General features: G+C 74.3%; 14 protein-coding genes, 1 tRNA gene and 1 pseudogene. 8 read left to right on the top strand and 8 right to left on the bottom strand.

What is annotated here, in order from left to right:
* Positions 1-238 (top strand): hypothetical protein (locus VF468_10320; protein ID HEX5878702.1); only part of this gene is annotated, 238 nt, incomplete at its 5' end.
* A gap of 74 nt (positions 239-312) precedes the next feature.
* On the opposite strand, the gene VF468_10315 is transcribed toward VF468_10320, so the two are convergent.
* The 5 genes from VF468_10315 to nadD all read right to left on the bottom strand — a co-directional run bounded on the left by VF468_10315 (position 313) and on the right by nadD (position 3,242).
* Positions 313-388, bottom strand: a tRNA-Ala gene (locus VF468_10315).
* 43 nt (positions 389-431) lie between these two features.
* Positions 432-602 (bottom strand): hypothetical protein, encoded by a 171-nt coding sequence (locus VF468_10310; protein HEX5878701.1) that lies wholly within the window; start codon positions 600-602, stop codon positions 432-434.
* A gap of 79 nt (positions 603-681) precedes the next feature.
* Positions 682-1,119, bottom strand: a complete 438-nt coding sequence (rsfS, locus tag VF468_10305; protein HEX5878700.1) for a ribosome silencing factor — start codon at positions 1,117-1,119, stop codon at positions 682-684.
* A 77-nt stretch (positions 1,120-1,196) separates the two neighbouring features.
* Positions 1,197-2,585: an FAD-binding oxidoreductase gene (locus VF468_10300; protein ID HEX5878699.1), complete on the bottom strand. Its 1,389-nt coding sequence runs from the start codon at positions 2,583-2,585 to the stop codon at positions 1,197-1,199.
* 48 nt (positions 2,586-2,633) lie between these two features.
* Positions 2,634-3,242, bottom strand: a complete 609-nt coding sequence (gene nadD / locus VF468_10295; GenBank protein HEX5878698.1) for a nicotinate-nucleotide adenylyltransferase — start codon at positions 3,240-3,242, stop codon at positions 2,634-2,636.
* 213 nt (positions 3,243-3,455) lie between these two features.
* On the opposite strand from nadD, the gene ugpC reads away from it, so the two are divergent.
* The 5 genes from ugpC to VF468_10270 are packed head-to-tail and all read left to right on the top strand — an operon-like array spanning position 3,456 to position 10,502.
* A complete protein-coding gene (gene ugpC, locus VF468_10290; protein HEX5878697.1) occupies positions 3,456-4,706 on the top strand; it encodes a sn-glycerol-3-phosphate ABC transporter ATP-binding protein UgpC in 1,251 nt (416 codons plus the stop codon).
* The gene (locus VF468_10285) at positions 4,703-5,623 is read left to right on the top strand and encodes an NAD(P)-dependent oxidoreductase (protein ID HEX5878696.1); all 921 of its coding nucleotides are present in this window, start codon (positions 4,703-4,705) and stop codon (positions 5,621-5,623) included. Before ugpC ends, VF468_10285 begins: the two co-directional genes overlap by 4 nt.
* A gap of 54 nt (positions 5,624-5,677) precedes the next feature.
* On the top strand, positions 5,678-6,814 hold the full coding sequence (locus VF468_10280) for a Gfo/Idh/MocA family oxidoreductase (GenBank protein HEX5878695.1): 1,137 nt from the start codon (positions 5,678-5,680) through the stop codon (positions 6,812-6,814).
* Positions 6,811-9,627: an alpha-mannosidase gene (locus VF468_10275; protein ID HEX5878694.1), complete on the top strand. Its 2,817-nt coding sequence runs from the start codon at positions 6,811-6,813 to the stop codon at positions 9,625-9,627. Before VF468_10280 ends, VF468_10275 begins: the two co-directional genes overlap by 4 nt.
* Positions 9,624-10,502 carry a hypothetical protein gene (locus tag VF468_10270; protein ID HEX5878693.1) on the top strand — a complete coding sequence of 293 codons (879 nt, stop codon included), beginning with the start codon at positions 9,624-9,626 and terminating at the stop codon, positions 10,500-10,502. Before VF468_10275 ends, VF468_10270 begins: the two co-directional genes overlap by 4 nt.
* Positions 10,503-10,504: 2 nt before the next feature.
* Here VF468_10270 and obgE read toward each other — a convergent pair whose 3' ends face one another.
* From obgE to rplU, 3 genes and pseudogenes are all read right to left on the bottom strand, one after another.
* Complete coding sequence (obgE, locus tag VF468_10265) at positions 10,505-11,827, bottom strand: GTPase ObgE (protein ID HEX5878692.1); 1,323 nt, start codon at positions 11,825-11,827, stop codon at positions 10,505-10,507.
* A gap of 36 nt (positions 11,828-11,863) precedes the next feature.
* Positions 11,864-12,118 carry a 50S ribosomal protein L27 gene (gene rpmA / locus VF468_10260; protein ID HEX5878691.1) on the bottom strand — a complete coding sequence of 85 codons (255 nt, stop codon included), beginning with the start codon at positions 12,116-12,118 and terminating at the stop codon, positions 11,864-11,866.
* 97 nt (positions 12,119-12,215) lie between these two features.
* A pseudogene (gene rplU, locus VF468_10255) lies at positions 12,216-12,509 on the bottom strand (50S ribosomal protein L21).
* Positions 12,510-12,643: 134 nt separating this feature from the next.
* Here rplU and VF468_10250 point away from each other — a divergent pair.
* Entirely contained in the window at positions 12,644-12,853 is a 210-nt protein-coding gene (locus VF468_10250) for a PspC domain-containing protein (protein ID HEX5878690.1), read from the top strand.
* A 38-nt stretch (positions 12,854-12,891) separates the two neighbouring features.
* The coding region (locus VF468_10245) for a hypothetical protein (protein ID HEX5878689.1) at positions 12,892-13,495 on the top strand (604 nt) is incomplete at its 3' end.

The raw sequence follows: 13,495 nt of genomic DNA, 5'->3' as shown, positions 1-13,495 counted from the left end.
CTGGCTGGAGGACGCCGGCATCCCGGCGCGGGCCATCGACGAGCTGATGGGGCACGAGGCCACCAGCCGCGCCGGCCAGCAGCGAGGCAGTGCCATGGGCGCCCACTACCGGCACACCACCCCGGAGATGGCCGCCCGCGTCGCCGCGGCGGTCGAGCAGCGGCTCAGGCTTGCGCTGGAGGTCGCCGAGCAGGCCCTCGAGACCGACCCGAACCGCTCAACGCGGAGGACGTTCTAGCGGCCACGGGCCGCGCTTTCTGGCAAATCTCTGGCAAACGACGCTCAGAGCGGAGGGAGAAGATGCGTTGTGCCTGGTGGAGCTGAGGGGATTTGAACCCCTGACCCCTTGCATGCCATGCAAGTGCTCTGCCAGCTGAGCTACAGCCCCGGAAGGGGTGACTATAGCGACCGACCCTGGTCGGTCGCAAAGGTCAGCGGATGCGGAGGTCGACCCCGAGGAGGACGAGAGGCCAGAGGAAGATGGCGAGGAGGGCGGAGAGGACCAGCTTGACGATCCGGATGGTGATGTAGTCGTTGGCGAAGGCGATGTAGATCCCCACCAGGACGTAGATGAGGCCGAGCAGGCTGAATCGGCGGAACACGGTCGCTCCTTCACCCCCCCTGCGGAAGACTGCAGGGTAGTCTGCGCCGGAGGGGGGCGGCTGGGCAAACCGGGTGAAATCAGGCGGTGACCAGGCTGCCGACCTCGTCGCTGCGGGCGACGACGGGGGCGTCGCGCCAGAGGCGTTCGAGGTCGTAGTAGGCCCGCTCCTCCTCCAGGAAGACGTGGACGACGAAGTCGACGAAGTCGAGGAGGACCCAGCGTGCGTCGCGCTCTCCCTCTCGGCGGAGGGGGCGGGCACCCTCGGCGCGGCAGGCGCGCTCGACCGCTTCGGCGATGGCACGGACCTGGCGGTCGCTGTTGCCCGAGCAGATGACGAAGTAGTCGGAGATGACCAGCGGCTCGGAGACGTCGAGGACGAGGACGTCGCGGGCCTGCTTGGAGGAGGCCGCCGATGCGGCGGTGAGGGCGAGGTCGAGGCTGGTCGGCAGGGGCGAGCTCCTGAGGTCGGTGCGGTCTGGCCCCCCTACGGTACCGAGCCGCAGGCCGGTGCGCACCCGGCAATCCTCATTGGCCCGTTGTGGTGGTTTCCTTATCTCGCCGGTGCCTAGCCGCTGGCGCCGGGCGACATGGGTCAGGGGCCGTCCGGGTGGGGCCGGATGTTGAGGTTGCGGTGGAACAGGTTGGCCGGGTCGTAACGCCGTTTCACCTCGACCAGGCGACGGTAGGTGCCGTCGGGGTACGCCTCGTGGAGGCGGGCTTCGTCGGCGGCGTCGAGGAAGTTGAGGTAGGCCCCCTTGGCCAGGCGTCCGATGGCACCCGATAGGGACCGTACCCAGCTGCGGTGGCGCTCGGCGTCGGCCTCGGGGAACCCGGCGGTGACGACGGAGCAGAGCAGGTTCCGCCGCCGGTGGGCGAAGGCGGTGGCGTCGACCGGAACCCGGGCGATGGCGCCGCCGAGGACCCGCAGCTCGACCGCGGCCAGGGCCTCGGTCGACGGCAGGTTGGGCTCTTCCAGCCGCTCCATGATCGACCCGATGGCCTCGTCGTCGAGCTCGTCGGCCACGAAGCTGTACGTGATGTTGGTGACCGACCGGGGCGCCTCGGGAATCAGCTCGTACATGGCCGGGTAGGGCATCGGGCGGAGCTGGTCCACGACCGGCGGGGCCAGCGAGCGGAAGGCGTCGAGGACCCGTTCACCCGCCTGGAGCTCCCCGCACCAGACGAGGGTCATGAGCACCGCCAGCCGACCGTGCGCCTCGGGTGGCACCATCGACAGCGGCGGGAGCCTGGTGACGAGCGAGATCGTGGTCAGCTCGTCGGGGGCGGCGTCGGCCAGGTCGAGGACGCCCCGGACGACCTCAGGGGTCGCCGGCAGGATCAAGGCGCCGCCCAGGACCCGGCCGACCGGGTGGAGCCGGAACCGGAAGCGGGTGACGACGCCGAAGTTGCCGCCGCCACCCCGCACCGCCCAGAAGAGGTCCTCGCGGGTCTGGTCGTCGGCGCCGACGAGCCGGCCGTCGGCGGTCACGAGCTCCACACCCTCGAGCGAGTCGATCGTGAGGCCGAACTTCCGGCTCAGCCAGCCGACGCCCCCGCCCAGGGTGATGCCGCCCACGCCGACGGCCGGGCTGTCGCCGAACGGGACGGCCAGGCCGTGCGCTCCGGCGGCGGTGGAGAGCTGGCCGGCCGTCGTCCCGCCGTCGACTACGGCGACCTGCGCCTCCGGGTCGAGGTGGACGGCGCGCATCGCCGACAGGTCGACCAGCAGCCCTCGCGCGGTGGCGCCGTAGCCGGCCAGGCTGTGGCCGCCGCTGCGGACCGCCACCTCCAGCCCGGCGCCCGTGGCGAACTCCAGCGCCCGGGCGACGTCGTCGCCGCCGGCCGGCCGGACGACCACCGCCGGCCGGTGATCGTGGAGGCTGTTGTAGCCCTGGCGGGCGTCGTCGTAGCCGGGGTCGCCGGGGAGCAGCAGCTCGCCCCGGAGCTGGCCAGCCAGCCTGGTCAGCGCATCCTTAACCACCTGCCGACCGTCACCTCCCTGCCACCGGGCTCGGACCCGGCCAGCAGTCTAGGCACTCCCCCGGGGCTGGTAGAGGGCGTGCTTGTGGATGTAGCGGGCGACCCCGTCGGGCACCAGGTACTGGAAGGGGGCGCCGCGGGCGACCCGGGCGCGGATGTCGCTGGAGGAGATGGCCAGGGCGGGGATCTCCATGCGGTGGACCCGGCCGGGCGCGCCCGGCACCTGGCTGACGAGGCGGTCGAGGTCGAAGCCGGGCCGGGTGGCGGCGATGAGCTCGGCCTGGGCGAGGACCTGGTCGGGTTCCTTCCAGGTGAGGATCTGGAGGACCGCGTCGGCCCCGATGATGAAGAACAGGCGGGTGTCCTCGGGATGCTGGCCCCGCAGCCGGCGCAGGGTGTCGACGGTGTAGGTCGGCCCCGGGTGGTCGATCTCGAGGCGGCTGACGGTGAAGTCCGGGTTGGAGGCGGTGGCGATCACGGTCATCTGGTAGCGGTCCTCGGCCGGGCTCACCCCGACCGGCTTCTGCCATGGCTGGCCGGTGGGCACGAAGACCACCTTGTCCAGGTCGAACTGCCAGCGCGCCTCCTCGGCGGCGACGAGGTGGCCGTGGTGGATGGGGTCGAAGGTGCCGCCCATGACCCCGATGCGCCGGCTCATGAGCGCGGAGTGTAGCGCCCTGACCTCCCGCGCCTGCTGACCTCCGCTGGTATCGAACATCGCGGGCGGCTACGCTACTGCCAAGGTCGGCAGAGACGTCACCGGATGGCGTTTCTGCTTGTCTTCGTCGGGTAAAGTCTGCGCAGGTCAGCAGGGCGGCCCGAGCGACTCTGCCGACAGGCCGGCCCGACACGGGTGGAGGGAGATCGACGCATGGCGCGCATCGAACTGCAGGATGTGTCCAAGGTCTACACCGGTGGGGTCCGGGCGGTGAACGCCCTGACTCTGGACATCCCCGACGGCGACTTCATGGTCTTTGTCGGCCCCTCCGGCTGCGGCAAGTCCACCGCCCTCAGAATGGTCGCCGGGTTGGAGGACATCACCGAGGGCGAGATCCGGATCGGGGACCGGGTGGTCAATGACATGCCCCCCAAGGACCGCGACATCGCCATGGTCTTCCAGAACTACGCCCTGTACCCCCACATGACGGTCGAGGACAACCTCGCCTTCGGCCTCCAGCTCAGAAAGACCCCCAAGGACGAGCAGAAGAAGCGGGTCGCCGAAGCGGCCAAGATGCTCGCCCTGGAACCCTTCTTGAAGCGCAAGCCGGCGGCGCTGTCGGGTGGCCAGCGTCAGCGGGTGGCCATGGGCCGAGCGATCGTCCGCAATCCCCAGGCATATCTGATGGACGAGCCGTTGAGTAACTTGGACGCCAAGCTCCGGGTCAGCATGCGGGCCCAGCTGTCCAGCCTGCATGAGCGCCTCGGGGTGACGACCGTCTATGTGACCCACGACCAGATCGAGGCCATGACCCTGGGGACCCGGGTCGCGGTGCTCAAGGATGGGGAGTTGATGCAGGTCAACACCCCCCAGATGCTGTTCGACGCCCCCGACAACCTGTTTGTGGCCACCTTCATCGGCTCTCCGGCGATGAACCTGGCCGAGGCCAAGCTGGTCCGCGACCAAGGGCCGATGCTGTTGTTCGCCGAGCACAAGGTGCCGCTGCCCGAGCAGCTGGTCAGCTCCCGGGAGGGCCTGGACGGCTACTTCGACCGGCAGCTGATCGTGGGGCTGCGCCCCTCCAGCATGGAGGATGGGGCCTTCGCCCCCCAGGACTGGCCTCGGGTCAAGGGCGAGGTCGCGGTCACCGAGGAGCTCGGCTCCGAAGTCAACCTGATCTTCCACATGGCCGCCCCCCCGGTCCATCACGACATCATGATCGCTAGGTTCGACAAGGCGGCCAAGGACGAGGTCGAGGCCGAGGAACTGGCCGGGGAGGGCCATGGGCTGTGGACCGCCCGGGTCAACCCCAAGACCCAGGCCAGGGTCGGCCGCACCGTCGACCTGGCCGTCGACACCGGCGGGTTCCACTTCTTCGACAAGGAGACCGGCGTGGCCATCGGCCGCGTCGCCGAGGGTGTCGGCGCCCGGGAGCGGCGGGAAGCGAAGTCCGACGAGGCGTGACCCGCGTCGCCTTTCTCGGGCTCGGACGGATGGGCGCCCCCATGGCGGGGCGCCTTTCCGATGCTGGGCACGCTCTGGTCGTCTGGTCGCGGACCAGGGCGCACGCCGAGGCGCTGGCCGACCGGGCCGAGGTGGCGAGCTCGCCCGCCGAGGCCGGGTCCAGGGCGGAGGTGGCCATCACCATGCTGGCCGACGGCGGCGCCCTGGAGGAGGTCGTGCTCGGCCGGGACGGGCTGGCCGGAGGGCTCGGGCCGGGATGTCTCCTGATCGACATGTCGACCACCGGGCCGGCGCCGGCCCGGAAGGTGGCCAAGGCGCTGGAGGAACGGGAGGTCGGGTTCGTCGACGCGCCGGTGGCGGGGTCGGTCGGCCCGGCCTCCGAGGGCACCCTGGCCGTCATGGTCGGCGGCTCCAACGAGGCGGTCGAGCGGGCGCGGCCGCTGCTGGAGATCCTCGGCGACCCGGAGCGGACCTGGCATGTCGGGCCGGTCGGGGCCTGGCAGGCGGCCAAGCTGATGGTCAACCTGGTGCTCGGCGGGGTGACGGCGGCAGTCGCCGAGGGGTACACGCTCGGACGGGTGCTGGGACTGTCGCCCGACGACGCCCTCGACGTGCTCGAGGGCGCCTCGGTGGCCACCCAGACGGTCCGGTCCAAGCGGGACAAGCTGCGCAGCGGCGACTACGGCAACCCGGGGTTCCGGCTGGCGCTGATGCACAAGGACCTCCGTCTGGCCGTCGACGCGGCCCGGGCGGCCCGGGCCAGCCTGCCCGGGACCGAGCGGGTCGCCGAGCTGTTCGCCGGCGCCAAGGGCAGGGGCCTGGCCGACCAGGACTACACGGCCGTGGCCGCCTACCTGGCCGCCATGGCGCCCCTGCTGGAGCACACCCAGCCGGAGGGGTCGGCCGGGCCGGGGTAGGCTGGCGGCCATGAGCCGTGGAGCCGGACACCGGGTGCGGGTGCGGTGGCGGCCATGAGCCCTGGACGCGGCCGGGTGCGGTTGGGGGTGATCGGGCTCGGCACCGTCGCCCAGGCGGTGCACCTGCCGCTGCTGGCCACCCTTCGGGACCGCTTCGAGGTCGCCGCCGTCTGCGACCTCTCGGACCGGCTGGCGGTGGAGGTCGGCGAGCGGTACGGGCTGGCTGCGGCCGCGCCCTGCCGGTCGGCCGAGGAGCTGCTGGACAGCCGGCTGGTGGACGCGGCGCTGGTGCTCAGCTCCGGGTCCCACGGGGAGGTGGCCGGGGCCGCGCTCGGCCGGGGCCTGCCCGTCTTCTGCGAGAAGCCGCTCGCCCACACCATCGCCGAGGCGGACGAGCTGGCCCGCCTGTCCGAGCGGACCGGGGCGCCGCTGCAGCTCGGCTACATGAAGCTGTACGACCCGGCCGTCCGGCGGGCCGCCCGGGAGCTGGCCACCTCCAGGCCCGCCCTGCGGTCGGTCGAGGTCACCGTCCTCCACCCCTCCGGTGCGTCGCAGCTCGAGCACGCCGCCCTGGCCCCGCCGCCCGGCGGCGTTCCGGCGGCGGCTCTGGATGCCCTCCAGGACAGGACGGAACGGCTGCGGGCCCAGGCCCTCGGCCCGGCGCCGGTGCTGGGGCGGCTCTACACCGAGGTCCTGCTCGGGAGCGTGGTGCACGACCTGGCGGTCGTCCGGGCACTGGCCGGGGACCCGGAGCGGGTCGAGCACGTCGACGCGTGGCCGGACGGGGCCTGGGAGTCGGTGGCGGTCGAGGCCGTCTGCCCGGGCGGGGTCCGGCTGAGCTTGCGGTGGCACTACCTGGAGCGGTATCCGGAGTATCGGGAGGAGGTCCGGGTGCACCACGAGCAAGGGTCGATAGCGCTCACCTTTCCCTCGCCCTACCTGCTCAACGCGCCCACCGTGCTGACCGTGAGCGACCGCGACGGCGACGCCGCCCGGGTCCGGACCCACCGGTCGACCGTCGAGGCGTTCCGGGAGGAGCTGCTCGCCTTCCACCGGCTCGTCACCGAGGGCGAGCCGCCGGCCGCCGGGCTCGCGGAGGGGCGGGCCGACATCCGGACCTGCCAGCGGATCGTGCGGCGCCTCGCCGCCGCCCGCGGGATCGACCTCGGCGGCGAGGCGGCGCAGGCATGACCGCCCAGGGACCGACGCCGGCGGGCGGCGCCGCCCGGGGACCGACCGTGCTGTACCTGGTGCCGCATACCCACTGGGACCGGGAGTGGTACGAGCCGTTCCAGCGGTTCCGGCTGCGGCTGGTCGACCTGGTCGACGGGGTGCTGGAACGGGCCGAGGCGGACCGGCGCTTCTGCTTCACCTTCGACGGGCAGACGGCCATGCTCGAGGACTACCTGGAGATCCGGCCCGAGGCCGAGCCGCGCGTCAAGGCCCTGGTGGCGACCGGGCAGCTGGCCGTCGGGCCCTGGCGGATCCTGTCGGACGAGTTCCTGGTCTCGGGCGAGACGCTGGTCCGCAACCTGGAGGCCGGGGTGGCCAGGGCCGAGCGGCTCGGCCAGGTCATGGCCGTCGGCTACCTGCCCGACGAGTTCGGCCACGCCGCCCAGGTCCCGCAGCTGCTGCGGCTGGCCGGGTTGGGGCACGCCGCCGTGTGGCGCGGGGTGCCGGCCGCCGTCGACCGCCACGCGTTCCACTGGAGCGCCCCCGACGGCTCGACCGTCCGCACCGAGTACCTGGTCGGCGGGTACGGCAACGCGGCCGGGCTGTTCGCCTTCCCGGACGTGGCCGTGGCCGGCGGGCGTCTGCTGGAGCGGCTGGCGCCGTTCTTCGGCGGCGGCCCGGTGCTGGCCATGTACGGCGCCGACCACTCCGCTCCCCTGCCCGACCTCCTCGACGTGGTCGAGGAGGTCAACCGCGGCCAGGACCGCTTCCGCGTCCGGCTGGGCACCCTCGCCGGTTACGTCCTCGACGGGGCGGCCGGCGACGGACAGGAGCTGCCGCGCTGGCAGGGGGAGCTGCGGTCGGGGGCGCGGGCCAACCTCCTCATGGGGGTGACCTCGGCCAGGGTCGGGCTCAAGGCGGCCTGCGCCCGGGCCGAGCGGCTGCTGGCCCGCTACGCCGAACCGCTGCAGGCACTCCACGGGACCGGCTGGCCGGCGCCGTTCCTGGAGCTGGGCTGGCGGCGGCTGGTCGAGTCCTCCGGGCACGACTCGATCACCGGCTGCGGCGCCGACGCGGTGGCCGGCCACGTCGCCGTGCGGCTGGGCGAGGCCGCCCAGCTCGGGTCGGGGCTGGCCGAGCGGGTCGCGGCCGAGGTGGCCGGCCGGGTGCCCCGCGGGGCGGTGGCGGTGCTGAACCCGTCGCCGTTCGCCCGGGCCGGGCTGGTCGACCTCGACCTGGTCGTGCCCGGCGACTGGGACGAGGTCGCGTTCGAGCTGCCCGACGGGCGGCCCGTCGCCACCCAGGAGGTGGGCCGCTCCCCCGCCCTCGTCCACACCGAGACGGTGGCGGGGAGGCGGCTGGGCGAGCTGTTCCGCCGCGTCCACGGCCGCGAGCTGTACGGCCGGGTCGTCAACGGGATCCGGGTCGAGGCCGGCGGCGGCGCCCACCGGCTCGTGTTCGAGGTCGACGACCACCCCGACCCGCCGCACCTCGACATGGACGAGCTGCGGATGGCGGTCGAGACGGCCGCCGCGGCCGCCCCGGAGGCCGATTGGGAGGTGCGGGTGCTCGCCCCGCCGCGGCGCCGGCTCCTGGCCGCCGTGCCCGTCCCCGCCCTCGGCTGGACGGCGGTCACGCCCCGCCCGGGCCGGGGGACGCTGCACCCGCCGGTCGGCTCCGGCCTTGGCGGCCCGGCCGCCGCGCCGGTGGTCGCCGGGCCGGGGCGGCTCACCAACGGGCTGCTCTCGGTGGAGGTCGCCGGGGACGGGACCATCCAGCTGCGGGCCGCCGAGGTCGCCGTCGACGGGGTGGGGCGGCTGGTCGACGGCGGCGACGCCGGCGACCTCTACAACTACGCCCCGCCCGAGCGCGACCTGCTGGTCGAGGAGCCGGAGCGGGTCGAGGTGGCGACCCTGGCCGGCGGACCGGTCCGGGGGGAGCTGGCCGTCCGCCGGGCCTACCGCTGGCCGGTCGGGCTCGACGCCGGCGGGACCGGGCGGGCCGGCGAGCGGGCCGTCGTGCACACCACGATGCACGTGGAGCTGCGGGCCGGGGAGCCGTTCGTGCGGCTGCGGCTGGTGGTCGGCAACCCCTGCCGCGACCACCGGGTGCGGCTGCACGTGCCGCTGGCCAGGGTGGCGGGGCGGTCGTCCGCCGAGGGGCAGTTCGCGGTGGTGGAGCGGGGCACCTCGGCCGAGGGCGGCCACGGCGAGGTGCCGCTGCCCACCTTCCCGGCCAGCGGGTTCGTCGACGCCGGCGGGGTGGCGGTCCTGCTGGACCACGTGACCGAGTACGAGCTGGGCACCGACCCGCCCGAGCTCGCCCTGACCCTGCTGCGGTCGGTCGGCCAGATCAGCCGCGACCACAACCGCTACCGGGAGGAGCCGGCCGGCCCCCAGACCCCGACCCCGGGCGCCCAGTGCCTGGGCGAGCGGGTCGCCGACCTGGCCGTCTACCCGCACCCCGGGACCTGGCACGAGGACCGCGTCCTCGCCGTCATGGAGTGCTTCCGCCACGACCTCCTGGCCGCCCTCGGGACCGGCCCGGCATCCATCACAGCCCGAGGCCTGGGCGCCGCCGGGCTCGAGGTCGACGGCGACGGCGTGGTCCTGTCGTCGCTGCGGCGGCGGGGCGGCTGGCTGGAGCTGCGGCTGGCCTGCCAGCATCCCGTCCCGGTGACCGCGACCGTCCGCGGCGGGCTGGCCGCGGCCCGGGAGGCCGACCTGCTCGGCCGGCCCGGGCCGGACCTGCCCGTGGCCGGCGGCGCCCTCCGGCTCGACCTGCGAGCCTGGGAGATCCGCACCGTCCAGCTCCAGAGGGAGGAACCATGACGCAGGCAGCCGGCGGGGCCGGGTTCCCGCTGCCCGGGACCGGGCGGGTGACGGTCGCGGTGCCCGCACCCGGGCCCGGGGAGGGACGCTGGGTGGGGGCGCCGAGCGCGGCCGCCGACCCGGACGGCGGGTTCGTCGTCGCCTACCGGGTCCGGGTCGTCGACCAGCGGGGGGCGGCGACGGTGGTCGCCCGCTCCCCCGACGGGGAACGGCTCACCACCGTGGCCACCCTCGACAAGGAACGGTTCGGCGCCGAGTCGATGGAGCGGCCCGCGGTCGTCCGCACCCCGGAGGGCCGCTGGCGGCTGTACGTCTGCTGCGCCACCCCCGGGAGCAAGCACTGGTGGATCGACGTGCTCGAGGCCGGCGAGCCGGCGGGGCTGGCCGACGCCGAGGCGACGACGGTGTTCGGTGGCGACGACCTGGTCGGGGTCAAGGACCCGGTGGTCCGGGTCGCCGACGGCCGCTGGCACGCCTGGATCTGCTGCCACCCGCTGGACGAGCCGGACGAGGAAGACCGCATGACCACCGCGTATGCCACCAGCGAGGACGGGCTGGCCTGGGAGTGGCGGGGCACGGCCCTGGCCCCGCGACCCGGCGCCTGGGACGCCCGTGGAGCGCGGGTCACGGCCGTCCTCGGTGACGGCCGCGCCTTCTACGACGGCCGCGCGACCAAGGAGGAGAACTTCTCCGAGCGCACCGGCCTGGCCCGGCGGTCCGGGCCCGACGGCCGGCTGGTCGCCGAGGGCGACGGCCCGGTCGCCGACGTCCGCTACCTGGAGGTCGTGCCCCTGCCGGGCGGCGGCCACCGGCTCTGGTACGAGGCCCCGCTCCCCGACGGCAGCCACGAGCTCCGCACCGAGCTGGTCGGCTAGATCTAGCGGGCCGGGCGGCGGGGGCGGTCGCGGCCGCGGGCGCCGGCCAGGGGGTCGGGGGTGAACTCGAAGGCGGCGTCGCCGACCAGGACGTCGTCGCCGGGGCTGGCGCCGGCCTCGGCCAGGAGGTCGTCGACTCCGGCGCGGCGCAGGCGGCGCTGGAGGTAGGCGACGGCCTGGGGGTTGTCCAGGTCGGTCATGGCGACCCAGCGTTCGGGGCGGTCGCCCAGGACCCGGAACCCGGCGCCCTCCCGGGTGACGGCGATCGGGACCTCGGGGTCGCTGGCGATGGCCGCCGGGGGGGCGGCGGCGGCGACCGGCCTGGCCGCCCTGGCCTGGGCGACCTCGTCGCCGAGGGCGTACAGGAACTCGCGCATCCCCTCGCCGGTGACGGCCGACACGCCGAAGAACGGCAGGCCGCGCCGCCGGGCCGCCGCCTCGGCCTCGGGGAGCCGGGCCCGGCCCTCGGGCAGGTCGACCTTGTTGGCCACCACCATGGCCGGGCGGTCGGCCAGCTCCGGGTCGTAGGCGGCCAGTTCCGCCTCGAGGGCGGCCAGGTCGGCCTCGGGGTCGCGGCCCGGCTCCAGCGGGTGCAGGTCGAGCACGTGGACGAGCACGGCCGAGCGGGTGACGTGGCGCAGGAAGCGGTGCCCGAGGCCCTTGCCGGCGGCGGCCCCGGGGATCAGGCCGGGCACGTCGGCCAGGACGAAGTCGTGGTCGCCGGCCCGCACCACCCCCAGCACCGGTTCCAGGGTGGTGAACGGGTAGTCGGCCACCTTGGGCCGGGCCGCCGAGGCCCGGGCGACGATGCTGGACTTGCCGGCGTTGGGGAAGCCGACCAGGCCGGCGTCGGCCAGGGAGCGCAGCTCCAGGGTGAGGCGGCGCTGGCGGCCGGGCTCGCCCTTCTCGTGGAAGCTGGCGATGCGCCGGCCGGGACCGGAGAGGGCGGCGTTGCCGCGGCCGCCGCGGCCGCCCCTGGCGGCCAGGAACCGCGCCCCGGGGCGGTCGAGGTCGGCCAGCAGCTCGCCGCCGTCGTCGCGGACCAGGGTGCCGACCGGCACCGGCAGGGTCCGGCTCTCGCCGTCGGCGCCCTTGCGGTTGTTCCCCTGCCCGTGGGCGCCGCGGCCGGCGCGCTGGTGGGGATGGAAGTGGTATTCGACCAGGGTGCCGACGCCCGGGTCGGCGACCAGCACGACGTCGCCGCCGCGGCCCCCGTCGCCGCCGTCGGGCCCGCCCCGCGGCTTGTACTTCTCGCGGTGGAACGAGGTCACCCCGTCACCGCCGCGCCCGGCGGTCACCTCGATGGTGGTCTCGTCGACGAACATCGTCGGGTTACCGGGAGGCGGCCCCGGTGCGGGCGGCTAGGCGCCCGGGTCGATGCTGGCCAGCTTGCGGCCGCGCACCATGTGGTAGACGACGGTGCCGTCGACCTTGGCGAACAGGGTGTCGTCGCCGCCGCGGCCGACGCCCTCGCCGGGGTGGATGCGGGTGCCGCGCTGGCGGACCAGGATCGTGCCCGCGGTCACCAGCTGGCCGCCGTGGCGCTTGACCCCGAGCCGCTTGGCGGCCGAGTCGCGGCCGTTGCGGCTGGAGGATGCGCCCTTCTTGTGCGCCATCTCAGCCTTCCTGTTCCTGCTTGTCCTGCTGCTCCTGCTTGGCCTTGCCACCGCCGGACCGGGAGGCGCGCTTGCGGGCGCCGAGGTCGATCGTCTCGACCTTGAGCCTGGTCAGGGACTGGCGGTGGCCGAGGGTGCGGCGCTGGCGGGTCTTGTTCTTGTAGGTGAAGACGCGGATCTTCCTGCCCCGATGGTGGTCGACCACGCTGGCCGTGACCTTGGCCTTGGCCAGGTCGGCGGCCGCCGAGGTCACGTTGCCGTCGTCGTCGACGACCAGCAGCGGCTCGAGCTCGAGGCTGGCGCCGTCGTCGCCGGCGAGCTTCTCGACGTCGATGAGGTCACCGACCTTCACCTTGTACTGCTTCCCGCCGGTCCGGATGACGGCGTACACCTGGGATCGTCCTTTCAAGAAGGGGACGGCGTCCGGCAGGGCCGCCAGAGCGCCGACCGCAGAGGTTAGCAAATTTGCCGGAGTCGGTGCGAGCCTAGGTCCTGAACACCGGACGTCTCAGGAAAGGCGGCACCATGGACCCAACCCGGAAGCTGTACCGCAGCAGGACCAACAAGCAGGTGGCCGGGGTGTGCGGTGGCCTGGCCGCGTACTTCAACGTCGACGTGACCCTCATGCGGGTGCTGTTCATCCTGCTGGGGCTCCTCGGCGCCGCGGGCATCGTGGTCTACATCGCCATGTGGATCATCGTCCCTCTGGAACCACCGGTGGGCGGCGCCCCCTAGGAGCACCCTACCGGGGCCGCCGAGGTTAGGCTTCGTTCATGACAACCAAGGCGAAACAACCTGACGACACGACGACGGCCGACCCGGCGGACCTGTTCGCGCTGGACGGGGACGGGCGCTGGCTGCTGGCGGTGGAGGGGTGGGCGCCCGAGCGGGAGCCGGGGATCGAGGGGGCGCTGGCGCTGGTCAACGGCTACCTCGGCACGCGGGCGGCGGTCGAGGAGGGCAGCGGCGCCTCGGCCCCGGCCACCTTCCTCAACGGTGTCTTCGACGCCACCCCGCTGGCGGCGGCGGAGGCCGCCGCCACCCCCGAGCGCCCGGTGGCCGTGGCCCCGACGACCGAGCTGGTGGTGGCGCCGGACTGGTCGAGGCTGCGCCTGGTGGCCGGCGGCGTGCCGCTGACCCTGGAGACGGCCGAGGTCCTCGGCCACCGCCGCACCCTCGACCTGCGGCGGGGCGTGCTGGTGCGGGAGTGGCGGCTGCGCGCCGGCGGCCGCACGACGCGGCTGCGGTCGCTGCGGTTCGCCAGCCTCGACGACCGCCATGTCCTCGGCCAGGCGCTGGAGCTTGTCGCCGAGGACTGGTCCGGGCCGGTCACGGTCGAGACCGTCGTGGACGGCGACGTGACCAACGAGAACGGCG

The organism is Actinomycetota bacterium, assembly GCA_036280995.1.
Taxonomy (GTDB): domain Bacteria; phylum Actinomycetota; class CALGFH01; order CALGFH01; family CALGFH01; genus CALGFH01.
The sequence above is the reverse complement of the archived record's forward strand: the minus strand, read 5'-3'. Positions and strand labels throughout refer to the sequence as shown.